At 67.5% G+C, this 25,421-nt stretch carries 24 protein-coding genes; 8 read left to right on the top strand and 16 right to left on the bottom strand.

Going from position 1 to position 25,421, the window contains the following annotated elements:
- Complete coding sequence (locus C8J45_RS01025) at positions 1-585, bottom strand: hypothetical protein (RefSeq protein ID WP_258191206.1); 585 nt, start codon at positions 583-585, stop codon at positions 1-3.
- Between the two features lie 47 nt (positions 586-632).
- Between C8J45_RS01025 and ubiM the strand changes: the two genes are divergently transcribed.
- Together ubiM and C8J45_RS01035 are read left to right on the top strand one after the other, a co-directional pair.
- Entirely contained in the window at positions 633-1,826 is a 1,194-nt protein-coding gene (ubiM, locus tag C8J45_RS01030; RefSeq protein ID WP_258191207.1) for a 5-demethoxyubiquinol-8 5-hydroxylase UbiM, read from the top strand.
- A gap of 70 nt (positions 1,827-1,896) precedes the next feature.
- Positions 1,897-2,655: a sterol desaturase family protein gene (locus C8J45_RS01035; RefSeq protein WP_107961545.1), complete on the top strand. Its 759-nt coding sequence runs from the start codon at positions 1,897-1,899 to the stop codon at positions 2,653-2,655.
- Between the two features lie 7 nt (positions 2,656-2,662).
- On the opposite strand, the gene C8J45_RS01040 is transcribed toward C8J45_RS01035, so the two are convergent.
- The 5 genes from C8J45_RS01040 to C8J45_RS01055 all read right to left on the bottom strand — a co-directional run bounded on the left by C8J45_RS01040 (position 2,663) and on the right by C8J45_RS01055 (position 8,178).
- Positions 2,663-4,447 (bottom strand): histidine kinase dimerization/phosphoacceptor domain -containing protein, encoded by a 1,785-nt coding sequence (locus tag C8J45_RS01040; protein ID WP_258191208.1) that lies wholly within the window; start codon positions 4,445-4,447, stop codon positions 2,663-2,665.
- Between the two features lie 69 nt (positions 4,448-4,516).
- Positions 4,517-4,819 carry a hypothetical protein gene (locus C8J45_RS19490; protein WP_258191209.1) on the bottom strand — a complete coding sequence of 101 codons (303 nt, stop codon included), beginning with the start codon at positions 4,817-4,819 and terminating at the stop codon, positions 4,517-4,519.
- 170 nt (positions 4,820-4,989) lie between these two features.
- The gene (locus C8J45_RS01045) at positions 4,990-6,558 is read right to left on the bottom strand and encodes a phospholipase D-like domain-containing protein (protein ID WP_107962166.1); all 1,569 of its coding nucleotides are present in this window, start codon (positions 6,556-6,558) and stop codon (positions 4,990-4,992) included.
- A 52-nt stretch (positions 6,559-6,610) separates the two neighbouring features.
- Positions 6,611-7,096, bottom strand: a complete 486-nt coding sequence (locus tag C8J45_RS01050; RefSeq protein WP_107961546.1) for a heme-degrading domain-containing protein — start codon at positions 7,094-7,096, stop codon at positions 6,611-6,613.
- Positions 7,093-8,178 carry an oxidoreductase gene (locus C8J45_RS01055; protein ID WP_107962167.1) on the bottom strand — a complete coding sequence of 362 codons (1,086 nt, stop codon included), beginning with the start codon at positions 8,176-8,178 and terminating at the stop codon, positions 7,093-7,095. The genes C8J45_RS01050 and C8J45_RS01055 overlap by 4 nt, the downstream gene beginning before the upstream one ends.
- Before the next feature lie 422 nt (positions 8,179-8,600).
- Between C8J45_RS01055 and C8J45_RS01060 the strand changes: the two genes are divergently transcribed.
- Positions 8,601-10,457 carry a GGDEF domain-containing protein gene (locus C8J45_RS01060; RefSeq protein WP_308811323.1) on the top strand — a complete coding sequence of 619 codons (1,857 nt, stop codon included), beginning with the start codon at positions 8,601-8,603 and terminating at the stop codon, positions 10,455-10,457.
- Here the strand turns inward: C8J45_RS01060 and C8J45_RS01065 are convergent.
- The 3 genes from C8J45_RS01065 to C8J45_RS19035 form a co-directional block, all read right to left on the bottom strand.
- Positions 10,423-11,052, bottom strand: a complete 630-nt coding sequence (locus tag C8J45_RS01065; RefSeq protein WP_107962169.1) for a helix-turn-helix domain-containing protein — start codon at positions 11,050-11,052, stop codon at positions 10,423-10,425. The genes C8J45_RS01060 and C8J45_RS01065 overlap by 35 nt on opposite strands.
- Before the next feature lie 116 nt (positions 11,053-11,168).
- Entirely contained in the window at positions 11,169-11,771 is a 603-nt protein-coding gene (locus C8J45_RS01070) for a response regulator transcription factor (protein ID WP_258191302.1), read from the bottom strand.
- 104 nt (positions 11,772-11,875) lie between these two features.
- On the bottom strand, positions 11,876-12,490 hold the full coding sequence (locus C8J45_RS19035) for a M17 family peptidase N-terminal domain-containing protein (protein ID WP_181321055.1): 615 nt from the start codon (positions 12,488-12,490) through the stop codon (positions 11,876-11,878).
- A 195-nt stretch (positions 12,491-12,685) separates the two neighbouring features.
- On the opposite strand from C8J45_RS19035, the gene C8J45_RS01080 reads away from it, so the two are divergent.
- On the top strand, positions 12,686-15,754 hold the full coding sequence (locus C8J45_RS01080) for a sensor histidine kinase (RefSeq protein WP_258191210.1): 3,069 nt from the start codon (positions 12,686-12,688) through the stop codon (positions 15,752-15,754).
- A 47-nt stretch (positions 15,755-15,801) separates the two neighbouring features.
- On the opposite strand, the gene C8J45_RS01085 is transcribed toward C8J45_RS01080, so the two are convergent.
- Positions 15,802-16,644, bottom strand: a complete 843-nt coding sequence (locus C8J45_RS01085; RefSeq protein ID WP_219907311.1) for an alpha/beta fold hydrolase — start codon at positions 16,642-16,644, stop codon at positions 15,802-15,804.
- A 46-nt stretch (positions 16,645-16,690) separates the two neighbouring features.
- Here C8J45_RS01085 and C8J45_RS19385 point away from each other — a divergent pair, with 46 nt between their 5' ends.
- Positions 16,691-16,834: a hypothetical protein gene (locus C8J45_RS19385; protein WP_197978220.1), complete on the top strand. Its 144-nt coding sequence runs from the start codon at positions 16,691-16,693 to the stop codon at positions 16,832-16,834.
- A gap of 190 nt (positions 16,835-17,024) precedes the next feature.
- Positions 17,025-17,630 (top strand): TMEM175 family protein, encoded by a 606-nt coding sequence (locus C8J45_RS01090; protein ID WP_244647177.1) that lies wholly within the window; start codon positions 17,025-17,027, stop codon positions 17,628-17,630.
- A gap of 20 nt (positions 17,631-17,650) precedes the next feature.
- Here the strand turns inward: C8J45_RS01090 and C8J45_RS01095 are convergent, their stop codons facing one another.
- The 6 genes from C8J45_RS01095 to C8J45_RS01120 form a co-directional block, all read right to left on the bottom strand.
- Positions 17,651-20,014: a TonB-dependent receptor gene (locus C8J45_RS01095; RefSeq protein ID WP_146168548.1), complete on the bottom strand. Its 2,364-nt coding sequence runs from the start codon at positions 20,012-20,014 to the stop codon at positions 17,651-17,653.
- Positions 19,911-20,885, bottom strand: a complete 975-nt coding sequence (locus C8J45_RS01100; protein ID WP_107961552.1) for a FecR domain-containing protein — start codon at positions 20,883-20,885, stop codon at positions 19,911-19,913. Before C8J45_RS01100 ends, C8J45_RS01095 begins: the two co-directional genes overlap by 104 nt.
- A gap of 81 nt (positions 20,886-20,966) precedes the next feature.
- Positions 20,967-21,467, bottom strand: a complete 501-nt coding sequence (locus tag C8J45_RS01105; RefSeq protein WP_258191211.1) for an RNA polymerase sigma factor — start codon at positions 21,465-21,467, stop codon at positions 20,967-20,969.
- A gap of 82 nt (positions 21,468-21,549) precedes the next feature.
- Positions 21,550-21,732: a hypothetical protein gene (locus tag C8J45_RS01110; RefSeq protein WP_107961554.1), complete on the bottom strand. Its 183-nt coding sequence runs from the start codon at positions 21,730-21,732 to the stop codon at positions 21,550-21,552.
- Positions 21,729-22,919: a glycosyltransferase gene (locus C8J45_RS01115; protein ID WP_107961555.1), complete on the bottom strand. Its 1,191-nt coding sequence runs from the start codon at positions 22,917-22,919 to the stop codon at positions 21,729-21,731. Before C8J45_RS01115 ends, C8J45_RS01110 begins: the two co-directional genes overlap by 4 nt.
- Positions 22,916-23,728 (bottom strand): DUF2334 domain-containing protein, encoded by an 813-nt coding sequence (locus tag C8J45_RS01120; RefSeq protein ID WP_107962171.1) that lies wholly within the window; start codon positions 23,726-23,728, stop codon positions 22,916-22,918. Before C8J45_RS01120 ends, C8J45_RS01115 begins: the two co-directional genes overlap by 4 nt.
- A 235-nt stretch (positions 23,729-23,963) precedes the next feature.
- Between C8J45_RS01120 and C8J45_RS19495 the strand changes: the two genes are divergently transcribed.
- Both C8J45_RS19495 and C8J45_RS19500 read left to right on the top strand, forming a co-directional pair.
- A complete protein-coding gene (locus C8J45_RS19495) occupies positions 23,964-24,884 on the top strand; it encodes a hypothetical protein (RefSeq protein WP_258191212.1) in 921 nt (306 codons plus the stop codon).
- Complete coding sequence (locus C8J45_RS19500) at positions 24,881-25,396, top strand: DUF2141 domain-containing protein (RefSeq protein WP_374956409.1); 516 nt, start codon at positions 24,881-24,883, stop codon at positions 25,394-25,396. The genes C8J45_RS19495 and C8J45_RS19500 overlap by 4 nt, the downstream gene beginning before the upstream one ends.
- Positions 25,397-25,421: the final 25 nt, after the last annotated feature.

Here is a 25,421-nt window from a genome sequence, read left to right on the forward strand (position 1 = left end):
TCAGCCCTCGCGGCGGACCGACAGGCTGTCGATCAGCATCGCCCGGGCGTTTCGGGTCAGTCGGTGGCCCGCCGAGGCGAGGATCGCAAGCTGCTCGAAATCGATCGCACGACGACAGCCGGTGAAGAAACCGCGCAACATGTAACCGAGCGCATCCGCCGTCGGCCGCCGGTCGGAGGCGACGGCAGGACCGAGCATGTCGATCAGTTCCTGCGCCGCGGTGGCGTCGGTCATGCACCGGATGCGGATATGATCGAGCAGCGCGGCGCCCAGCGCATCGTTGGCATCCTTGAGCAGCATCGCCTCGAGAGAGGGCTCGCCGCGTGCCGCGATCTCCGCCAGTGCGCCGCAAAGCGCCGCAAGCTCGTAACGCGGGGGCAGCGCGGGCAGGCCATCGCCCACCGCTTCGAGCCGGTCGCACAGTTCGGCGCGCCTGCGCTGTGCACCGATCAGGCGGACCAGGTCGATCTCGTGGATCACGTGCCAGCGCCGCGCGAACGGCACGACGTTTCCGGCAAGCCGCTCATGGTCCATCACCGCCTTCTCCTTGTCATGCGGGATGCGCAGGCCGGGCGGTATCGGCATTGACCGGCGTCAAAGCCCCTGTCTTCGTCACGGCTATGCGGTGCGACATGGAATGCGATGTGATCGTGGTGGGCGGCGGGCCCGCGGGGCTGGCATGTGCGCTGGGGCTCGCGGACAGCGGGCTCGCGGTGATCGTGGTGGAGCGACAGCCGGTCGCGGCGCTGGCCGATCCGGCGGTCGACGGGCGTGCGATCGCGCTGACGCACCGGTCGGTGGATATCCTGCGCACGCTCGGGGCATGGGCTTTGATCGATCCGGCGGTGCTGTCGCCGTTGCGGCGCGCGTGCGTGCTCGACGGCAGGTCCGATTTCACGCTCGCGTTCGACCCCCCGAACGATCGCTTGAGCGAGGACCGGCTCGGCCAGCTCGTCGCTAATCATCATATCCGCCGGGCCTTGTTCGCGGCGGCGACATCCGGGGCGTCGGCAGCGGTCACGTCGAAGCTGACGATCCTCGCGGAAAGTGCGGTTTGCGACGTCGTGGCGGATCGAGCGGGAACGGCGGTGACGCTGAGCGACGGGCGCGTGCTGCGGGGACGGTTGCTGGTCGCGGCGGATTCGCGCTTTTCAGGCGTTCGCGACCGTCTCGGAATCGGCGCGACGGTGAACCGTCTCGGGCGGTCGATGCTGGTCGTGGACGTGACGCACGAATGCGATCATCGCGGGATCGCCACCGAATGGTTCGGATACGACCAGACGATCGCACTGCTGCCGCTGGTCGGGCGCCGATCGTCGGTGGTGCTGACGTTGCCCGAGGACGCGATCGCACGGCTTGCGGGGCTGGAGCCGGCGGCGCTGGCGGCCGAACTGACGCGACGATCCGCCGGCAAGCTCGGCACGATGCACGTCGCCGGGCGCGCGCACGTCTATCCGCTCGCGACGGTGTGGAGCCATCATTTCGCCGCGACCCGCGCCGCACTGATCGGCGATGCGGCGGTCGGGATGCACCCGGTGACCGCACATGGCTTCAACCTGGGATTGCGCAGCGCGGCGTCGCTCGCCACCCTCGTATCGCGTGCCGCCGCGAGCGGACGCGATATCGGCGCCTCGTCGCTCCTGCGCCGGTACGAAGCCGCGCACCGGATCGCCGCGGCACCGGCGTTTGCCGCGACCGGCCTCATCGTCGGTCTGTACACCGACGACAGGATGCCCGCGCGCGTGGCGCGCCCCGCGATCCTGCGCGCCGCCGCACGCCTGTCGCCGATACGCGCGGGTGTCTCGCGGATGCTGATGCGGCACTGAGCGTCGCATCCGGCAGTCCTCGATTGACCGCCGTCAAACCCGTGCGGCGACGCGCGCTAGACGCTGAGGCATGAAGACGCTTTCCACGATGCTGCGGTTCTGGGATCGCACGCACCAGCTAGGCCGCATGGGCCTGCGCGAACTGTTCCTCGCGTATTTCACGCACTACGCGGTCATCGTCTATCTGGTGCTGGCGGGGGCGAGCATCGCCGCGTTCGCGCGGTGGCCGGCGCCGCTTTTGCCGACATTGGCGATCGTCCTGCTGGTCGCGGTCGCCTATCCGCTGGTCTGGTACGTGCTCCACCGCTGGGTGTTGCACAGCCGCTGGATGTTCAAGGTCCCAGCGCTGGCGGGTATCTGGAAACGCATCCACTATGATCATCACATGGATCCCGACCGGCTCGAGATCCTGTTCGGCGCGCTCCACACCACGCTGCCGACGCTGCTGCTGGTCGCGGCCTTGCCGGGCTGGCTGATCGGCGGGACGGGCGGGGCGCTGGCCGGGTTCGCGACCGGACTGCTCTACACCGCGTTCTACGAGTTCGAGCACTGCGTCCAGCATCTCGGGTGGAAGCCGCGCAACCGCTGGCTCGCGACGATGAAGCGGCGTCACATGGAACATCATTTCCATGACGAGGACGGCAATTTCGGGATCACCAGCTTCGTCTGGGACCGGCTGTTCGGCACGCTCTACACGCGCACCCAGCGTCCGGCGAAGAGCGCCACCGTCTTCAATCTCGGCTACACCGATGCGGTTGCCGCACGCTATCCGGCGGTCGCGAACCGATCGCGCGCGATGCCGCACCGGCCCGGTCGCAGGCGATCGTAGGGCGGCGTCATTCGTCGGCGATCGGTGCCGTTACCGTGACCCGCAGGCCGGGATCGTTGTCGGTCTCCTCGATCGTCCCGGCCAGCCGCTTGACCATAGACGACAGCATCCGCGAGCCGAATCCGGCTCCCGTGCCCGTCTTCCCCGCGCCGCGATCGGAAACCACCAGCCGAAAGCGGTTGCGGTGCTGTTCGAGTTCGATCGTGATCGGCCCGGAGCCCCCCGCATAGGCGTATTTGTTGGCGTTGATGACCAGCTCGGTCAGGATCAGCCCGACGTTGACCGCCCGCTCGGTCGAGATGAGCACGGGCGCGAGATCGAGCTGGATCGCGTCGCCCCACGAACGGTCCATCGACGATTTGATCTCGGCGCACAGGTCGCCGATGTAGCGCGCGAGGTCGATCGCCTGGAGGTGCTCGTCCGAATGGAGCCGGCGGTGGACCATCGCGACCGCGGACAGCCGGCGCTGCGCCTCCGCCAGATGCGCGGTCAACACCTCGTCGCCGACCGCCTTGCCCTGCAATCCGAGGAACGCGGAGACCAGCTGGAGGCTGTTCTGCACGCGGTGATGCACCTCCTTGATGAGGTAGTCCTTTTGCAGCAGCAGGCTTTCGTTGTCGGCGATCGTCGCGGTCAGTTCGCGGTTCACCTCGAACAGGCGGCGGTTCTGGCGCGCCTCGAACATCGTCCGCCGAAGCCGGCTCGCCGCCTCGATCTCGAACAGCGTCCACGGCGCGGACCGACCGCGTACCGCCTCGCTCCAGCTCTCGAACGACGCGCGCGGGCTCAGCGTCGCGGTCGGATCGGCGGGCACGTCCTTGTGCGGATTGCCCGCCCAGTTCACCACCTCGATCTGCTCGGCGCGAAACCAGATCAGGATGGTCGGTTCGTCGGTCGACATGGTCACCGCGAGAACGCCGCTCGCGAGATCCTGATAGGCGACCGCATCGGGAAGCTGATCGGACAGTCGGTCGGTCGAGAACGGCAGCGTCCTCGCGCGCTCGCCGACATACGCGGCGACCGCCAGCACGTCGGCGTGGCGCGGCGAGCGGCCCGCGACGTACAGCTCGCCCCCGCGGACGGCGGCAAAGCTGTCCGCGCCGAGCATCCGGCACATGTCGTGGCCCGCGGTGGCGAAGAACCCGGCGAGCGAGATGTCGCTGCCGAGCCGCAGCACGACGGCATCCTCCGCAGAGCGCAACCGGATGCGTTCGCGGTAGAGTTCGGCATCCTCCTTCGCCCTGATCTGTCGCGACAGGCTGCCCGCGAGCGCACGGCACGCCATCCGGACGTGGAGGGGGAGGAACCGCGTGGTCGGATGATGGCAGGCGATCAGCCCCCACAACCGGCCATCGCGGACGATCGAGATCGAGGCGGACGCGGTGACGCCCATGTTCTTCAGATATTGCAGGTGGATCGGCGACACGCTGCGCAGTCCGACATCGCTCAGGTCGAGCGCGGCCGCGGCCTGCGGGCGGATCGGGGCGGGCTCGTATCCGGCATCGGGGATGATCCGGACCCGGTTGCGGACATGCAGCGCCCGCGCCTGGCTGGGGATGTCGGAGGCGGGAAAATGCTGGTTGAGGAAACTGTTCGCCGCCGGATCGCGATCCTCGGCGACGACGACGCCGGCATCGTCGTCGAGGAAGCGGTACACCATGACGCGGTCGAATCCGGTCAGGTTGCGAAAGGCGCGTGCCGCACGTTCGCAGAGTTCGCGGAGCCCGAACGCCTGCTCGAAGGTGGCGGCGGCCTCCTCCATCGCGGACAGGACGTCGATCGACGATGGCATCGAGGCGGGCGCGGGTTCGAGTTCGACGATCAGCGTGGCCGGCGACCGATGCGCTATCGCGACGAAGGTCTACGCGATCCCCTGGACGTCGTTCAGCGCAACCGTCGACCCGGTCGGGCGGGCATCGAGCTTGTCGGTGACGGCCTGTCGGAGCAGTTCGCCCAGCGGCCTGCCGAGCCAGTCGCGGGCCAGCGACGTCTCGATATCGCCGGCACCCGCAACGATCGTCAGATCGGGAAGGCTGGCGACCAGCAGGAGGCCATGGGGTTGTATCGATCCGGGGATGTGGATCGGTTCGCGGTCGCATGCGTCGATACCGGACGACGAAGACGACGGGCCGTGCCCCGGCGCGACGATAGCGGAGCTTGGCATCCATGATCCGATCCGCGGGAGGGTAGGCTAACGACCCGGAACCCCGCGTTGTTACGGCCGCGATACAACGTCCGAATGCCGCCGTCTGTTAAATACATGCATAATGATCGGCCCGAAATGGACGTAAGAGACAGGCGCGCGCGTCGCCGTCCGGGTACCGGCGCCGATCGCTATTTCCTGTTGAGACGGCTCCAGAGCATCGTGCCGACCAACGCGATGCCGGCGGCGGTCCCGCCTACCGCGACCGCGGCCATGACCGGCGACACGGTGCCGTCGGCGCGGTGCAGGTGGGGACGCAGGTTCTTCAGCAGGGGCTTGCGGCCCGCCAGCCCCTCGAACATCTCGCCGGGACCTTCCGGATCGAGGATCTTGTTGTCCGCCAGCCATTCGCGCACGGAATCGAGTTCGGGCACCTCATAGGGACGCAGCGACCGGCCATAGCCGCGCAGTCGCTCGATCGTCTCGATGATCGAACCCGTCTCCGCGATCATCGTCGCGATCGTGTCGGGGTCGCTGTCGAGATGTTCGGCGAGCAGGTCGTTGCGGATGCTGGCGATCGTATCGCGCTCGCCCGCGTTGCGGGTCCGTCCGGCGTCGATCACGACGTCGCACTCGCTGTCGAGCCGGAGCGAGCGGTTGTTGAAGTTGGACGATCCGACTCGCAGCACCTCGTCGTCGACCACCGTCACCTTGGCGTGGACGTAGATCGGCTGCCCGCCCGCGGTGAACGGGTGATACAGGCGCAGGCGCTTGTGCGGGTCCTGTTCGTGCAGCGCCTCGACCAGGCGCGCGCGGGCCGAATCCATTGCGATCGGCTCCAGCCAGCCCTCCGCGGTGGTCGGGTGGACGATGACGAATTCGGGACCGTCGGGTTCGCGCAGCCGCTTGCCGATCGCTTCGGCCACCTTGCGCGAGGCGAAATACTGGCTCTCGGCGTAGAAGAAGCGCTTCGTACGGGCGATCAGGTCGACGTATAGCGCCTCGATATCGTGGCGCGGCTCCTGTTCGGCCATCTCGGGGATGGTCAGCGCGATGCCGACTTCGACGTCGGTGAAATCCGCGGTCACATGCTCGGGCCAGCAATCTGCGCCACCCGATACCGACTCCAGCGCACCGCCGCCCGAGACCTCCCAGCGGCCGCGGCACATGTCGCCCAGCGCGCGGGCGACGGGGCCTTGCAACATCGTCGTCGCGTCGTGCCACGGGCCATAGACCGTGCCGTCCGGCTCGATCCGGCGCGGCTCGTCATCGGCATGGTCGCGCGTGTCCCAGCGATCCACGGTCATGTCGATCCCGCCGCAAAACGCGACGTCGTCGTCGATCACGACCACTTTTTGATGATGCGATCCGGCGGGGGGATGATGCCCGTCGAGCCGCAGATGGACCTGCGGATCCTTGATCCACCTGGCGATGCGCAACAGCGTCTGGCCGTGGAACAGCGTCTTGATCGCGCCGGTATCCCAGCGGAGGATATGGATGTTCAGACCGGGCGTACGCTTCGCCAGCCAGCTGATGAACGCGCCGACGCGTTCCGGACCGCCATCGTCGACGTCGCCGCCGAACCGGATGCGCGCGTCGAAATCCCAGCCGACGAGCAGGATCTGCGTCTTGGCCTTCATCATCGCGGCGCGGGCGGCTTTGAAATAGTCGTCGGCATCGACGATGACCGTCGCCCGTTCGGCATCTTCGATGCGCCAACAGTTGCGACCGGGCTCGAGCAGGGTGTCGTGTATCGTCATCCCGCACGCCATCGCAGGCTTGGCCGGATCAGCCAAGCGCGCGCCGCCGCTTTTACCGATCGATCCCGAACGCGTCGGGGTCCTTGCCGGTGGCCGCGCACACGCTGCGGACCACCAGCATGTGGTCGTCGATCTGCGGCAAGCCCGATACCGCGATGCAGCCGATCACGCCGCAGCCGGCCAGCGTGATCGGGAACGCACCGCCATGCGCGGCGAAATCGAGCAGGGGCAGGCCGTAGCGTTCCAGCAGCGACGATCCCTTCGCCGCCATGTCCAGCCCGACGCCGTAGCTGGATCGATGATAGCGTTCGACGACGTTGCGCTTGCGGCGCGCCCATTCGGCATTGTCGGGGACCGATCCCGGCAACGCGGCGAAGAACAGCGGACGGTGGAAGAGGCGGATGTCGATCACGATCGGCGCGCGGGCGGCGTGGCCCCGGTCCGCGATCCAGCTCCCCAGCGAAAATGCGGTCTCTTCGTCGAACCGATCGAAGACCAGCGTCCGTTCCTGGTGCGCAACCATTTCGACGGGCGTCATGCGCGCCGCTCCTCGTCGGTCAGCGACAGCGCGACCGACGCCTGCGCCTGCGACGACTGCACCGCCGCCTCGACGATCGCCATCACCCATAGCGCCTCGATCGGTGGCACGGGATTGGCGCCCGTGCCGTTTATCGCATCGGCGATGCCGCTATAATAGCGACGCTGGTCGCCGGGGAGGGTGGCAATCTCGCGGGGCGGGGCGGTGCCGTCGTGGAAGACCAGCGGATCGGGATCGTCACCCCAGCCCGGCGCACCCGGCACCATGCCCGCCAGCAATTGCGCCTCCTGACGATCGATCGCGTGCTTGACGATGCTGCCGGCGTCGCCGTGCACCGTGAAGCGGTGCGTGCCGCCGCCGACGAGCATGCCGGCGTGGAGCACGACCCGCCGTTCGCCGTAGGAGAGCACGACATGCGCCCAGTCGTCGGCGACCGCCCCGCTACGCTGTTTCGCCAGCGACGCCTGGACGCGGTCCGGCAGGCCGAACAACTGCACCGCCTGGTCGACGAGATGCGGCCCGAGATCGAACCAGATTCCGCCACCCGCGACGTCGTGCTCCCGCCAGCGATCGCGCACCGCGGGCCGGAACCGGTCGAAATGCGATTCGAAATGACTGACGGTGCCGATCAGGCCGTCCTCGATCGCACGCCGCACGCCGAGGAAATCGCTGTCCCAGCGGCGGTTGTGGAAGACCGACAAGATCACGCCGCGATGCTCCGCCAGAGCGACCAGCGCGCGCGCCTCCGCCAGATCGAGCGTGAACGGCTTGTCGATCACGACGTGCTTGCCGGCCTCGATCGCGGCGCGGGCAAGGGGCGCATGGGTATCGTTGGGGGTGGCGATGACGACCAGATCGATGTCGTCGGCCGTCAGCATTGCCGCGGGATCGGCATACACCACCGCATCGGGGAGATCGGCGTTCACCTTGGCCGCATCACGCGACACGACCGCGCAGAGAGACAGTCCGGGTACCGCCCCGATCAGCGGCGCGTGGAACGTCTTGCCCGAAAATCCATAGCCGATCAGTCCGACGCGGACCTGCCGTGCGGGAGTGTTCGGATTGCTGTTTGCCAACGCCATGGTCGTCTCCTCGGACCCGCCCATACGACTGCGGTGGGGGGGCAGGGAAGCGTTTGGGGGAAGGCGGTCTCGTATGGCGGCCCAGCAGATGCTGGCCGATATGCGGTTTGGCTCGCCTTCGTCACGAGGAAGAACGGCAGGCGACGGGCGTTCGTGGTATCGACTTGTTTTGAAATATGCCGTCATCTTACTGACGTGCGGAGTATTAAATCTGCCAAAAGGCGGATAAATTACGATGTCGAATTGGTTTTATAATGAACCAATCTGAATTCAACTATCTGGCGACGCTGGATTATATAAGATTTCCGATGATTATTCTTCGGCGGCTCGACGCGATCGAAAAAATATCAATGAATCTGCAATAACTTCGGTCATATCACGGCGCGATGGAATCGTATTCGGATACCCCACGAGCGACGGATGTGAACGCCTCCACGAGCGTTTTGCTCAAGCTGCAGAATACGATTCTCGAGATGATCGCCACCGGGGTTGCGTTGATACCGACCTGCGCGCGCCTCTGCGAAGAGGTCGAGACGTTGCTTCCGGGCGTCACCTGTTCGGTTCTGTCCGTCGATGCAGCCGGCTTGCTCCACCCGCTGGCTGGCCCCAGTCTTCCCGAAGTCTATTCGAACGCACTGGATGGCCTCGGCATTGGTCCGGTCGCCGGCTCTTGCGGCACCGCAGCCTTTCTGGGGGTGGATGTTGCGGTCACCGACATCGAAACCGACGATCGCTGGGCCGAGTTCAAGCATCTGGCCTTGCCCCACGGGCTGCTTGCCTGCTGGTCGAGCCCGATCGTCAACGCACAGGGTGCCACGGTCGGCACGTTCGCGTTCTACTACCGTGAACGGCGAGGTCCGACGGCGTTCGAGCGGGACGTGGTGTGCAACTCGGTGCGCCTGTGTCTCATTGCGATCGACCGCCACCAGCGCGTCGTCGAACACGAGCGGCGCGCGTTCACCGATGCACTTACCGGCCTGCCCAATCGCGCCGCGTTCAATGCCGCGCTGCTCGACCTCGATTGCAACGCGCCGGGTAGCTGGGCGATCTTCGTGCTCGACCTCGACAATCTGAAAACCGTCAACGACACGTTCGGGCACCATGCGGGCGACTGCCTGTTGCAGATCGCGGGCGACCGGATCGCGGCGGCGATGCTTCCCGGGCGGACGTACCGGATCGGCGGCGATGAGTTCGGGATGGTCATCGATCGACCCGACGCATTACGGAACCTCGACCGAACGGCAGAAAACATACTCGATGCACTGGCGCTGTCTGCCAACTGCGGTGGTCATGTCGTCGTGCCGCGCGCGACGATCGGCGGTGCCGTCCTGTCGAACGACGATCCGGTGGTCGATCGCGTACGCCAGAACGCCGACTTCGCGCTTTATCATGCCAAGGAGACGGGGCGCGGCGGCTTCGTGCGCTACTGGCCGGGTCTCGGTTCGACGATGACGCGGCGACTGGGGGCGATCCGTGACGTCAACGCGGCGCTGCGCGAGCATCGGATCGAGGCGTATTACCAGCCGATCTTCCGCCTCGACACACGCGAGGTCGTCGGGCTCGAGGCGCTGTGTCGCATGCGGATCGGCAACGCGGTCGTCTCGGCTGCATCCTTCCACGAGGCGACCACGGACGCGCACGTCGCGACGGCATTGACGGCGCGCATGTTGGCGCTGGTCGCGGCCGACCTGCGCGCGTGGCTCGACATGGGCATCCCGTTCCAGCACGTCGGGATCAACGTCTCGTCCGCGGATCTCAGCGGCGGGGCGATCGAGCGCGTACTGACGTCGGCATTCGAGCGGGAGGGCGTATCGCTGGAACACGTGATCCTCGAAGTGACCGAAACGGTGTACATGGGCGACGGCGATCAGGCGGTGCAGACCGCGATCAGGGCGCTTCGCGACCGCGGTATCCGCGTGGCGCTGGACGATTTCGGCACCGGCTTTGCCTCGCTGACGCATCTGCTCACCGTGCCGGTCGACGTGATCAAGATCGACAAGACCTTCATCGATCATCTCACGCCCGAAAGCGTGAGCATGACGATCGTCGAAGGCCTGATCCGCATCGCCGAACGGATGAACATCCGGATCGTCGCGGAAGGCGTGGAATCGGAGGAACAGGCGGCGATGCTTCAGGCGGCGGGCTGCGTGCTCGGCCAGGGCTTCCTGTATGCGCCCGCGCTCGATCGCCGGAAGATCACCGCGCTGCTGCTGGACCGGGCGCAGTACGCTACCGCGTCCAACGCTACGACCACCGCCGCTGCTGCTCGTCGGCGCTAACGCCCGTGCCGTGGGTAACGGCGATCGCCCGAGTGTCGGCGGTTTGCCAGGTGCGGCGCCAGATCAGCGGGGTCATGCCCACCACGCGGCGGAACAGTCGGGTCAGGTGCGCCTGGTCGCTCAGCCCGCAGGCATAGGCGATCTGGCTGAGCGTATCGTCGGTCCGCAGCATCAGCGTCTGCGCACGGCGGACGCGCTGGAGGATGAGGAACGCGTGCGGCGTTTCGCCGGTCGTCACCTTGAAGGCGCGACAGAAATGGCCCGCGCTGAGCCGTGCGACCTGCGCCAGCGCATCGACGCCGATCGTGCTGCCCAGCCGCTCCTCGATATACAGCACGACGCCGCGCAATTGCCACGCCGCCAGCCCGCCTTTCACCGGCTCGGCTTGCGGTGGCGGAGTGTCGGGGGCGAACATCGCCGCGAGCCGCTCCAGATAATGCCGTGCCATGTGAGGATCGCGGTCCAGCGCGCTGACGGCGTTCGCCACCAGGCTGGCGGCGGTGGTCGGCCCGAACTGGGACCGGCCGGCATGGGACACGGCAGGCTGGGACACGGCAGGCTGGGACGCTGTCGCCGAAAGGGGAATATGCAGCATCGCCTGGGTCTCCATCGCAGCCTGTGCGATCGAGCATAGCGAATGCGGGCCGGTCGCCTGCGCCCCGGGCGGGGCGGTCGGTCACCCCCCTTTCGTGTGGCGCGACGTGCGCCGGGTCAGAGCTCGATGATGCCGCGCTTCGCTGCGATCGTCACCGCGTGCGTGCGATCCGAGGCGCCGAGTTTGGCAAAGATCAGCTTCATATGGCCTTTCACGGTTTCCTCGGTGACCGCGAGCCGGGCGGCGATCTGCTTGTTCGAATTGCCCGACGCGGCCAGCGACAACACGCCGATCTCGCGTTCGGTCAGCGCATCCTCGATGACGTGGAAGGCGATGCTGGACGCGACCTGCGCGTTGAGGTGCTTGCCACCGGCATGGACCGAGCGGATCGTGTCGAGCAGTTCCTTGCGGAGCGTGTTCTTCAGCAGATAGCCCGCGGCACCGGCGCGCAACGCCCGCAGCGCCTGCGCGTCGCCCGAATAGGTGGTGAGCACGACGATACGCGCCTGCGGCCAGTGGCTGCGCATGACCGCGATGGTGTCGACACCGCCGATCCCCGGCATCTGCAGGTCCATGAGCACGACGTCGGGCAGGTGCGTCGGATAGAGCGCCAGCGCCTGTTCCCCCGACTCCGCTTCCGCGACGAGTTCGAGATCCGCCTGCGTTTCGATCACGGCCTTCACGCCTTCGCGCAGGAAGGGATGATCGTCGACGATCATGATACGGATCGGGGGGGAGGGCGGCAACGGGCACTCGCGCAATGGCAGGACGTCGGGCGGATACCCTGCGCCGCGTCCGGCGGACAAGGCAAGGGGCCGCTCCATCAGCGCCTCGCCAATCGGTCGAACGCCGCGCGAAACGCGTCGACCCTGTCGTCGAACCGCGCGCCGCCGACGCAGAACACCCAGCGTGACAGCGTCGCTGGCCGGTGATCCGCCAGCGCGTCGAACAGGCCCTCGAGCATCGCTTGCGGGGTGCCGTCGAGCATGGCTGGGGACAGGCCGCTGTCGAGCAGGCTCGGCGCGAACGCGGCGGAGGCGGCGTCGAGGCGGATCGTCTCGCGTACCGCGGTCGCGACCGCCGGACGCATCGCCGCCGGCGTCCAGGCCGTCGGGTCGCCCAGGCCGATCGCGAGTATCGTCGCCGCATGGATCGGAGGGGCAGGCGCCGACAGCGTCAGCACCTCGCCCGGCCCTGCCCGGAAGATGCCGTCCGCGCGCAGCCGCGTGATCGCGCCGCCGAGTGCGGCGTCGAGATGTCCCAGCCCGCCGCCGGGTCCGCCGCCGGGTCGATCCTGGCCGATCTCGTGGGTGAAGACGCCGACGCTCGCAACCGACACCTCCACGCTCACCGCATCGCGCGGCGCCACCTCGATGCGGACGCCGCACCACAGCCCGATCGTCGCCGCGTCGTCGGCACGGCCGTTACTCGCCGGCATCCTGTTCTCCCGTCGATCGGGGACCGACCTGGATAGTTCCGTACCACGATGTCGGGATGAATCGCGTGGACGGGACTGACCGATTTTGAACAATCGCGCGGTCGGCGACGAGAATACGCAATACGCGGCGAATGGATCAGGCGACGGCTGTCGGCACTTGCATTTGTTCGTTCCGCAGGCGCAACGTAAATCATCATGACCCTGCCGAGCGAAGTCTTCACGATCGTGCGATCCGGCTTTCTGCGCGCCCTGCGTGGACGTGGACGTGGACGTGGAGGCAAGGGTCAGCGAGCGGTGATGCGCGTGCTGTTCGCGATCCTTTGCGGGGTCGTGATGGCCAGCAGTGCCTCGGCGCTGGATCCGGCGCGGACGATCGCGCAACTGCGCCATTCGCGCTGGACGCTCGGCGATGGCGCTCCGGGTAACATCCGCGCGATCGCGCAGGGCCGTGACGGCTATCTCTGGCTCGGGACCGCGACCGGTCTTTATCGGTTCGACGGCATCACCTTCGAACGGATCGTGCCGGTCGACCAGGATCGGTATCGTTCGCCTCAGATCACCGCGTTGCTGGCGGCGCGCAACGGCGACATCTGGGTCGGCTACGACTTTGGCGGTATTTCCGTGGTTCGCGGCGGCGTGTTGAGCGATGCCAACCCATGGCCCGCGGTGGGGGGCGTGACGACGATCGTCGAGGGGCGCGACGGCGCGATCTGGGTCGCCGGCAATTCGGTGGACACGATGAGCCTCGCTCGCCTGTCGGCGGGCCGGTGGACGAAGTTCGGTGCCGGACAGGGCGTGCCCGAGCACGGCGTGGGCGACCTCCTGAGCACGGCCGGCGGCATCTACCTCTCGCATGCGTCCCGACTTCTGCGACTGACACCGGGGGGCTCGCGCTTCGAGGATGCGGGAGCAGGAAGCAGCGGCGTGCCGGACGATGCGTATGTCGCGCTCGCGCAGGACCGTCGCGGGACGATATGGCGTCGCACCGGTACCCTGGTCGAGGCGGTCGAGCGCGATCCGCGCCGCTATCGCATCGGCCGCGCGACGACGCCCTATGTCCTCGAACGGTCGCTGTTCGACCGCGACGGCAATCTCTGGATCACCGGACAGGATGCCGGGCTGGGCCGGATATCCGCGTCGGCCTTGCAGCACCCCGGCACACCCGGCAGCGTCGCATCGTTCACCGAAAGCCAGGGCCTGACCGCGGCGCTGACGCTGGCGGTGCTGGAGGATCGCGAGGGCAATATCTGGGTCGGCACGGAATCCGGGCTCGACCGGTTTTCGCCGAGCAACATCGTCCAGCCGCGACAGACCGAGGCGATCGTTTCGGGCTTCGTCGGCGGCGCCAGCGGCGGCGGGGCGCAGAACCTGTTCATTGCCGGGCTTTCCGGGGTCTATCGCATCGGCAGGTCCGGTGTCCCGGTGCTGATCTTCGCCAGGCCCGATATCGGCGTGATGTGCGGCGATGGCCGTCGCCTGCTGGTGATCGGGATGGAGGGCAAATACCTGCTCGACCTCGATCATGCGGGCAATCTCGCCAGGGCGACGCCAGTCACGGGGCCGTTGTCGATCACCTGCGCGATGGACACGCACGGCGTGTTCTGGACCGGGATCGATACGCTCTACCGCCTCGTCGGACGGCGGTTGCTGCCATATGGCGCGCCCGCCGGCACGCCGAAGGGAACGGTCCACCGTATCCGGTCGGACGGCGCCGGGGGCGTGGTGTTCGGGCGTATCGGGCAGGGTGTCTCCCGCCTTCGCCAGGGGATCGAAACGTTGCTCTGGCGCAGCCGGGATCAGGTGACCGGCAGGACCACGACATGGCTACCGGTCCGCCAGGGTCTGCTCGTGGTCGGCGATCAGGGACTCGCATTGTACTACGGTACGCGCCTCGTCTCGTTGCGCGATCGGACCTACCCGTTCCTCGCCGGATTGACCGGACTGATCCAGACCGCGGACGGATCGACCTGGGTGATCGGCGCAAACGGGATCGTCCGGATGCCGACATCGTCGCTCGATGCGGCGTTCGTGCACCCCGGCCTGCCGATCCCGCACGAACGGTTCGGCTATCAGGAGGATTTCCGGGCGCGCTCCAACATGGTCGAGGCGAACGATATCGGGCAGGACGCGGCCGGACGGCTGTGGTTCGCCACCAATCGTGGATTGACGATGATCGATCCCGCCAGGCTATTCCGAAACCGGTTGCCGCCGACGGTGCAGATCCGGTCGCTCGTCGCCGGTGGCGTGGGCCGGCCGGCGACGGACGCGACGATCGCGCTTCCGCCCGGCACCAACCATGTCCAGATCCGCTATACCGCGCTCAGCCTGACCAACGCCGTCGCCAATCGGTTCCGCTATCGCATGGCGGGCATCGACCCCGACTGGATCGACGCGGGGGAGGCTCGCGAGGCGCTGTATACCAACCTCGGCCCCGGCGAATACCGGTTCCAGGTGATCGCCGCGAACAACGACGGCGTCTGGAACCGACACGGCGCGACGCTGACGTTCGAGATCGCCCCGCGCTTCTACCAGACGCATGCGTTCGCGGCGGCCTGCATCGTGGTCGCCGGGACGCTGGTGTGGCTGCTGTACCGACGCCGGCTGCGGATCGTTGCGGAGCGGACGCGGGGGCGGTTCGAGGCGCAGATCGCGGAGCGCGAGCGGATCGCCCGCGAACTCCACGATACGCTGTTGCAGGGGTTCCAGGGGTTGATGCTGCGCTTCCAGTCGGTGGTCGAGCAGTTGCCGAAGGGGGATCGCGCACGGATCAGCCTGGAGAGCGCGCTGGAACGCGCCGACGATGTGCTGCTCGACGGTCGCGACCGGGTCCGGTTCCTGCGCGAGACCATGGAGCCGGTCGCGCTGCCCGCGTTGCTGACCGCCATCGCGGAGGACACCGTTGCGCCACCGCTGACCTGGGATCTCGATGTCGAGGGTGTCCTGCAGCCGGTCTGCGCACCGGTAGCGGACGAGGTCGCGCAGATCGTCCGCGAAGCGCTCGCAAACGCAGTGCGCCATGCCCAGGCGGACCGCCTGGTGATCGCCATCCGATCGAGCGCCGACAGGCTCGTGATCACCGTGACGGACTACGGTATCGGCATCCCGCGAGACGTCCGCGAGACGGGGCATCGCCCGGGACATTACGGACTGATCGGGATGCGCGAACGCGCCACCGCGATGGGTGGAACGCTCGCGATCCAGTCCGACATCGGGTCCGGCACCGAGATCACGGTGACGGTCCCGGCGCGTATCGCCTATCGCTGAGCGGGAGGATGACGATCGTCACCCTCCCGCCGATCACGTCGTAGCGCTCAGCCCTTCACGAACGCGAGCAGATCCGGGTTGATGACGTCGGCATGCGTCGTCAGCATCCCGTGTGGAAAGCCCTTGTAGATCTTGAGCGTGGCGTTCTTCAGGAGTTTGGCCTGAAGCAGCGCGGCATTGGCGAACGGCACGATCTGGTCGTCGTCGCCCTGCAGCACAAGCGTCGGGACGGTGATCGCCTTCAGATCCGCGGTCTGGTCGGTTTCGGAGAACGCCTTGATCCCCTCGTAATGCGCGAGCGCGCCGCCCATCATGCCCTGGCGCCACCAATTGTCGACGACCCCCTGCGACAGCTTTTCGGTGGGTCGGTTGAAGCCGTAGAATGGCCCCGAGGCGAGATCGACGTAGAATTGCGCACGGTTGTCGGCGAGCGCCTTGCGCAGGCCGTCGAACACCGAAATCGGCAAACCGCCGGGATTGCCCGCGGTCTTGAGCATCAGCGGCGGCACCGAGCTGACCAGCACGACCTTGGCGACGCGGCCCTGCGGCTGGCCGAACTTCGCGACGTAGCGCGTGACCTCGCCGCCACCGGTGGAGTGGCCGATATGGACCGTGCGCTTCAGGTCGAGATGCTCGACCACCGCGGAGGCATCGGCGGCGTAATGATCCATGTCGTTGCCGGTATCGACCTGCGACGACCGGCCGTGTCCGCGGCGATCATGCGCGACGACGCGGTAGCCCTCGGCGAGGAAGAACAGCATCTGCGTGTCCCAATCGTCGGCGCTGAGTGGCCAGCCATGATGGAACATGATCGGCTGGGCATTCTTGGGACCCCAGTCCTTGTAGAAGATATCGGTGCCATCGCTGGTCTTGATGAATCCGCTGCTCATTCTGAATACTCCGTGGGGTTTGGGGGCGAGGGGGGAGGCGAACGTCATGGCCGGCAGCATCAGCGCGGCGGCGGCCGTTGCGGCGGCTGCGGTCGAGGCGATGACGACGGCACGCCTGGACAGGTCGGGCATGGTGTTCGGCATATCTTTGTCCCCGATGATGGCGGTCGTGGCCGCACGACGCTGCTGAGTCGCCGTGCATGCGCGGTGGCAGCCTCGGCGGTCACGCTCTGATGCGCGTCCGGCAGCGCGGATTCTTGGCGAACCGGAACGGAATTTGCGCAGGACCGACATATTGCGCGCGAACGGCCCGGCGCGCGCTGGGATTGCGGAAAACGCCCTGATAGGTCGCTCGCGGGCAATCAGATCGGGGAAAAGCGATGAGCGGGCGTCACATGGGACCGGCACGGCTCGAGGCGTTCACCGACGGCGTGGTGGCGATCATCATCACGATCATGGTGCTCGAGTTGAAGGTGCCCGAAACCGGCGATCTGCGGGGCCTGGCCGGCAGCGCGCCGGTGCTGCTCGCCTATCTGCTGAGCTTCGTGAACGTGGGACTGTACTGGAACAATCATCACCACATGTTCTCCGCGGTCGAACGGATCGACGGGCGCGTGCTGTGGGCCAACCTGTTCCTGTTGTTCTGGCTCAGCCTGGTGCCGTTCGTGATCCGCTGGCTCGACGAAAGCCAGTTCGCGGCCGGCGCCACGGCGGCGTACGGGATCGTCCTGGGGCTGGCCGCGGTCGGTTATTCGCTCACCGAACGCGCGATCATCGCATGCAACGGCAAACAGTCTGCGGTGGCGCGCGCGATCGGATCGGACTGGAAAGGCTGGAGCAGCATCGCGTTCTACGCAGCGGCCGTGCCTTTGGCGTTCGCGAGCCGTTGGATCGCGATCGCGCTGTACGTCGCCGTCATCGCGCTGTGGCTGATCCCCGATCGCCGGATCGTCCGAACGGTCGACGACCTCGCGAGGACGCCGTGAACGGACGGCATCGAGGCGGTTCATAGACCGATCGCGAGCCGCAGCGTGATCGCGCGCGGGCGGATCGGGACGGTCTGCGTCGTCGTCGCCAGCGTGAACGGGTTGCCGAAACCGAAACTGTTGCCGCGTCCGTCGAGCAGGTTGTCGATGTCGACCGACCAGTGGCGTCGGCCGTCGTCGAGCGTCGCACCGACGCCGATCGTCGCGTAATCGCCGGCGGGGCGGTCGAGTGCAGGATCGAAGCTCAGCCGGGTCTGGCCGATGTAACGTGCTGAGACATAGCCGCTCGCAGGCAGGTCGATCAGCGAGAACCGCCGCGTCAGCCCGAGCCGCGCGGAATAATCGGGGACCACCGGCAAGCGGCGATCGTTCACATCGACCTGACCCTTGGCCGGCGCGGTGAGCCGCGCGCGCTGGATCGTGGTGCCGAAGTCGATCGTGGCGCGCCCGGCGTCGAACCGCCCGCCGAACTCCACACCGTAATTGGTGGCATTCCCTGCATCAACCGTCCCAAACAACCCATCCGACCCGACCACGTCGCTGCGCAGATGCTCCCAGAACGAGCCGAAGATCGCACCGCTGAGACTGAGGCGATCGTCGAGGCCGCGAATGCGCCAGCCGAATTCGAGGCTCTGCAGTTCGTCGCCGGGAATACGCTGTTCGGTAGTGGCGATGGCGCGTGTGACGCCGGCCGGCCGGATCGCGCTGGCATAGCGCAACCAGAGCAACCCGGCATCGTCGCGGTGCCAGCTGAGCGTGGCGCTCGGGGTGACGCCCAGCTTGGTCGCGTTCTGCTCGTTCGGGCCTTGCTGCTCGATATCGTTGACGGTGACGAAGCCGCGCAGGCCGAGCTTGAAATCGAGCGCGGGGGACAGCCGTTGCGTGCCTTCTGCGAATACTGCGGCCTCGAATACCGCTTCCCTGTCGTCGCGCGCGATGACGGTCGCGCCGTTCGATTTGAAGCGTCCGTTGAGGCGGGTGGTCGCGTCGAGCACCGACGCGCCGACGATCCAGGGATGACGTGCAGTCGGATCGCTCAGACGGATTTCCTGCGTCACCAACTCGATCGATCGATCCTCGACATAGGCGACCGGGGCGATAGTACCGAGTGCCGCCGCCATGCTGCTGGCGTCGTAGGTGCTGCCGAAAACATGCGAGACGATCGTGGTCGTCGATTGCACGTCGAGGCTGCCGACCGGGCCGTGGATGTCGAGCGTACCTGAAACGAAATCATTGTCTTGCGGTTCGGCGATCGCGGTCGTGCGCGAGAGGCCCTTCGTCGCATACTGGCTGTCGCGCGCATCGATCCACTGGCCGATGCCGCTGGCGGTCGCGGTCCAGCCGTTGCCGATCGCCCAGCGTAGTGCCGCGCGTACGCCGGGGCGCGCGGTACGGTTTACGTCTGGCTTTCCGCGTCCGGTGTCGTCGATCCAGCCGGGCATCGTTTCGGTCCAGATCGATGCCCGGAGCGCGAGACGTCCGGCCACGATCGGCACGTTGACGGTGCCGTCGAACGCACCGCCGACCGCGCCGTTGTTGATCCCGGTCGCCTCGCCTGCAACGGTGGCCGAAACGCGATCGAGGTCGGGTACGGTGGTGACGATCCTGATGACGCCGCCGAGTGCGCCGGTGCCGTAGAGCGTGCCCTGCGGCCCGCGCAGGATCTCGATGCGATCGATGTCGACCATGCGGAGATCGGGATCGGGCGACGAATAGCCGATCCGCGCATCGTCGATATACAGGCTGACGAGCGACTGGCTGGTGCCGTTGAAGGCGCTGTCGGCGACGCCGCGCAGGAACACGCGGTCGCGGCCGGGGCCCAGATTGGTCGAGAACGCACCGTCGGTGGTCGCGAGCAGGTCGACCAAGCCGCGTTTGCCGGCGAGGCGGTCGAGCGCGTGGGTACCGACGATCGTGATCGACACGGGCAGGTCGGACAGGCGTTCGTCGCGCTTGCTGGCGGTGACGATTATGTCGGCGCCTTCGGTGGCCGGGGGCGGGGTGGCGTGCGTATCGGCGGCGAGCGATCGAGCCGCGTGGCGCGGTTCGGGTTCGATCCGCCAGGTCGTCGCATCGACGCGGATCGCGCGGAGGTGGGTTCCCGACAACAGGCGTTTCAGCGCCTGCGCGACATCCGATGCGTCGATCCTCCGCGTCTGCGTAGCGGGCAGCGTGCCGGCCATGCCGATCGAGATGCCCGTTTGTCGCGCGAGCGCATCGAGCGCGGTGCGGAGCGATCCCGCCGGGATGACGATGGCGGCCGGTTTGGCGCCTGTCGACCTAGCGGCCGCCGGCGCGTTCGAGATGTACGACGCCATCAGCGCGACGCAGGCGTAGCGGCAAGACCGCGCGAAGCTGATCGAGAAGCCGCGAGCCGTCGCCAATCGTCAAAACCCCGGAAAAATGCAGCCCTGCGGCGGACGGATCGACCACCAGCGGCACCCCCGCATACCGCGATATGTCGGCAGCAACCAGCGACAACGGCGCGCCGTCATAGCTGAGCCTGCCGTCGCTCCAGTCGGCGACCGACGCAGGGGCAATAGACCGCCGCTCGGCGATCCCGGCCGACGGGTCGATGTCGAGACGCTGGCCTGCGACGAGCGTCGTCGGCGCGCTGCCGTCGGGGTCGTGCGGCGCGACGCTGACGCTGCCCTCGGCCACCGCGATCGAGACTTTCCCCCGCGCGTTCGTGACCGCGAAACGCGTGCCGACGTCGCGGATGTCGTAAGCCCCGGCACGGACGATCAAAGTGCGCGACGGATCGTGACGGACCGAGAAGCTCGCCGCGCCGTCCGCGAGTTCGATAAACGGGGTCTTGCCGCCCGTCACCGACACGCGCGACCCCCGATCGAGCTGCATCGCGCTGCCGTCGGCGAGCGTCACCGCACGCGTATCGCCAGCGCTGGTGGTGTAGGTCTGCGCCGTATCGGTGACGGTCGGTCCGACCAGCAGAAACGCGAGACCGGCGGCAAGTGCGCTACCCGTTCCCGCTGCAGCCCATGGCCATCTGTTCGGGCGGGATACCGGTACAGCGTCGGTCGCGTCATCGTCGTTGGCGGGCAATAGCGCGGCGATCGCGGGGGCTGCCGCGTCGATCTCGGCATCGAGCAGCGCGATCGAATCATAGGCGGCGCGGTGCGACGGGTCGGCCGCCAGCCAGTCGCCAAAGCCCGCCCAGTCCATATCGGACGCATCGATCCGCGCGTGCCAGGCGGCCGCGGCGGCGATCGGGTCCTGCGTCGTTGCGTCCATCATCGCGCCCTCGTTCCGAGCGAATGCCCCCCGCTCACATCATAGACGCCGCCGCTCGAATGGCACCGCAGTTTGCCGTGATACTCAGTCATCGAGCGCCTTTCGAAGGTGGCGCAGCGCGACTGCGATGTGCTTTTCGACCGCGCTGCGGCTGATAGCGAATTCGGCGGCGACCTCGGCATGCGACAGGCCATCGATCTTGTGGCGGCGGAACACGCGCATCGCGCCCTCGGGTGGTCCGGCGAGCGCGGCGGCCAAATGCCCGATGCGTTCGCGGCTGGCGACTGCGTCGAAGGCGGAGGGCGCATCGTCGACCGCCTCGGCGCCCGCGATTGATATCGTCGCTTCGACATAGCCAGCGTCGCGTCGGACGCGGCGGCCGTTGGCGCGAACGCGGTCGAGCACGATGTTCATGCCGATCCGGTGCAGATACGCGAGTGGGTTGGCGATCGGGCCCGCGACAGGCCCTTCGGTTGACCGGCCGATATGCAGCCAGATCTCCTGCACGACGTCTTCGGCTTCCGCGACACTGCCGGTCCGCCCGGCGAAGAACCGGACGAGTTGCGGGCGGTTCGCCGTGAGCACTGCGGACAGACCGGCAGGCTGGGGACTGTCGATGTCGGCTACGGCGAGGCTCCAGGACGCGGGGGCCGCAGCAGATACCGGGTCACGCGGTTCTTGTCGTTATCAAATCCCAACTCCGGTGCAGAAGACGCCAACCGAGAATCACGCCAATGGCGACGAGCAAGAGAGCGCCAGCCACGAACGACAGGTAGAATAACGGTTCGCGCCACGGCGACGCGACGGTCTCGGATCGAGCCATTTCGAGCGGACGTGTGATCGCGATCATCGGCCGCTCTCCAGTCGACGCATCGGCGTTGGCAATCCGTCTCCGTAGAGCGCCAGCAACGCGTCGAAATGATCGTCCATCGTCCGAACCGGGCGATCCGGTCGCCCGGCACCCTGCGCGGCGATCGTCTCCCCCACGCGAAGTATCGCGTCGGCAGCGGCTTGGGCATCGCTCGACGCGTACAGCGCGCCGTCGTTGGCACGCGCGAGGTCGGCCGCACCGCCGCGATCCGGCGCGATCAATGTCAGGCCGGACGCGATCGCCTCGGCGGCGACGAAGCAGAACGTCTCCGCCTCGCAGCCGTGGATCAGCGCGTCGGCGCTCGCCATCAGCCGTGCCAGCGCGCCACGCTCCCGGATCGGATCGAGCAGGCGGACGTGCGGGTTGTCGCCGATCGCATCGATCACCCGGCGCTGGCGTCCGCCACCACCGATGATCAGCAACCCGACCGGTGCGTGAGTCCCCGCGATCGCCGCCGCCTGCGCGACCATGGCCCAGCGTTTCTCAGGGGCGTGGCGGCCGACGCCGATTAGCAGCAGCGCATCCTCGCCGAGGCCGCACAATGCCAGCATCTTGCGACGCAGGTCGGCATCGCGCAGTCGCGGCGAGAACTGGCCAGGCTCGACCCCCATCGGATCGGTCATCACCTTCCGCAGCCCGCCGTCGCGCAACCGCTGCGTCAGGCTGTCGCTGGCGCTGACGATATGGTCGAACTGCGCGTCGAGCCGGCGAAGGTGACGCCAGTACCAGTCGAACGCGCGGTCGATGACCTGCGTCGAGGCGACGTTGCCGAACCAGCGATAGGCATAGGCGGAGAGCGGGTCGGCATGCGCGATCAGCGACAGCCGCGCGCGCGATCCCGAGCGCGTCCGCCAGTCCGCGACCATCGACGCGCTGCGCCACGGCGAGGAGACCTCGACGACGTCGGCATCCTCCTCGTCGAGCATCGCGTGAAGCGCCTCGCGGTCGGCGAAATAGCGGTAGGACCGGTCGAGTGGGAAGCGCGGCGAGCGCAGCCAGCGGACGCGCGCGTTGGGACCGCGTTGCTCCTCGCGGTCCTCTTCGCCCGGCGCGATGACGACGATCTCGTGGCCGCGTCCGGCGAGCGCGACCAGCTTGCGGTCGATATAGGTGCGAACGCCGCCACCGGTCGGGGTGTAGAACGCGCAGACGTCGACGATCTTCATGCCGCCACCTGCTCGGTCACGAGATCCGCGTACCGCGAAACGGTGCGGCGTTCGGCGAGCGTCCGCAGCGTGCGGTCTATGCTGGTAAGCAGCGAATCCTTGGTGACGTCGCCGGGATGGACCGCGACGCGTATCGTCGGCATCCAGTCGGGCATCGCGCGCGCCACCGCGGCGACCGCGAGCGAACTCGCGGTGCGCGCAGGCGTCCGACTCGCCCAAGTGACGACCGGGCCGCGTGCGACGATCGCGCCGGTGCGGGGCTGCCAGACGCGGAAATGATCCTCGGCGAGCGCGAAGTCGCAGGCTTTCAGTGCGGCGTGCGCACCGGGACCGTATAGCCACGCCGGGGCAATGAATCCTGCTACCTCACGGCCGATCGCCTGCTCGATCATGTCGCGACCCGCGCGCATGCGGTGCTCCGCCTCTGTCGCGTCGAGCCCAAGGAACTCGCCCTCGCCGGCGGTCATGTACTTGGCCTTCAAGGCACTCGCGGTACCTTCGTGCGTGCTGGTATCCCGGTGGAACCAGCCGTGGAGGAACATCTCGACCCCGGCATCCGCCCATTCGCGGAGGCGGCGGCCAAAGGCGGGATCGCGGTCGAGTCGCGCTGCGCCCCAGTGATCGGGGACCACCAGCATCGCGAAGCGCGGACCGCCAAGGATCGCCTCGATCCGCTCGGCCAGCATCGCGATCGGTATGGCGAACGCCGGCGACACGTCGTGGATTGAGACGATCAGCCGCTTGTCCGGCGCGATGCCCGCGCGTGGGACCCGTTCGCCCAAAACCGTGCCGTGTTCGAAATTCACCATGATCTCGCTCTCGTCGTGGACTCGCTGATGATGCGACGGCGCCGCATGGGTCGGGCCGCAGTCTGACCCCATCCTGCACCGAAATTATTTCATGAGCGCGTCGTGGGACGGCTGCGGTTCGCTGCAAGGGGCGGCGTCCTCTCGACATGACGACCTCCCGCCAGCCCGTCCCAGCTCCGGCCAGCATCGGCTGGCGGCAACCTTCCAGTTTTAGCAGTCCCGAGAGGATCATCGCATGAACCAGCCGCTGGCGCTGACGCGTGCGGAGATATTCCCACCGCTGACTCCGACGATCGTCCGCAAGACCTTCCTCGCCCGCTGGCTCGCGCCCTTGCTGTCCGCGGCGATCCTGGTCGCGGCCTTGTGGCAATTGCGCAGCCTCGACGTGGCCGCCACGCTGCATCTGGTGCCGCGTTCGCCGCTGTTCTGGACGATCTTCGCAGCCGGCTATCTGGTCACGCCATTCAGCGAATGGGTGATCTACCGGCGGCTCTGGCAACTTCCCGCCAGCGGCATCCTCGCGCTGCTGCGCAAGCGGATCAGCAACGAGATCGTGCTCGGCTATTCGGGCGAGCTGTATTTCTACGGCTGGGCGCGGAAACACGCGACGATGGTGGGCACCCCGTTCGGCGCGATCAAGGACGTCTCGATCCTGTCCGCGGTGGTCGCCAACGTCTGCACGCTCGGGCTCGCCCTCGTCAGCTGGCAGGCACTCGGCGCGCTGCACTTCGGCACCGACGCCAAGGTGATGACCGTGTCGGCCGCGAGCATGGCGATCCCGTCGATCGTCACGCTGGTCATGCGCAAGACGCTGCTGACGCTGCCGCGGCCCGAGCTGGGCCGAATCGCGGTCATTCATTTCCTGCGGATCGTCGCGACCACCTTGTTCGCAGCACTCCTCTGGGCGGCGGTGATGCCGGCTGCGCCGCTTGCGTGGTGGCTGGCGCTGGCGACGTTGCGGCTCCTCGTGTCGCGGCTGCCGTTGCTGCCGAACAAGGACATCGTGTTCGCCGGGCTGGTCGCATTCACCGTCGGGCGGACGTCCGACGTGACCGCGGTGCTGACGATGATCGCCGGGCTGTGGCTCGTCACGCATCTGCTGCTCGGGGCCGCGCTGACCGCCGTCGAACTCGTTACCATGGAGCGTACCAAGTGATCCTGCTCGCCCTTTCCCTTGCCACTACCCCTGCCGTCACGCCGCCCTCGACCCCGCGGCTCGGGACCGTCGAAGCGCGCTGTCGGCCGCATGAGGCGGGCCCGGCGCTGATCGTCGATATCGACGGGCTGAAGGATCGCGCTGGCGTGCTCCGCGCCGAACTCTATCCTGCACGCGACGGCGATTTCCTCGCCGACGACAACGTCCTGATCGGGCAGGGCAAGACATTCCGGCGCAGCGTGATCACGGTGCCCGCGACCGGCGCGGTCTCGTTGTGCCTGCGCGTTCCGGGACCCGGCACCTATGCGCTCAGCGTCGTCCATGCGCGCGACGGCGGCCACGGCTTCAGCCTGCTCCACGACGGCATCGGCTTTGCGAGCAATCCCAAGCTCGGCCATTCCAACCCGCGCGCGGAGCAGGCGATGGTCGCGGTGGGCGTGGGCATCACGACCACGCACGTCGTGATGAACTATCGCAGCGGATTGTTCTCGTTCGCACCGCTCAAACGGTAATCTTTCGGAGCCTCGGAATACGCCT

Source organism: Sphingomonas sp. PP-CE-3G-477 (assembly GCF_003050745.1).
GTDB lineage: Bacteria > Pseudomonadota > Alphaproteobacteria > Sphingomonadales > Sphingomonadaceae > Sphingomonas.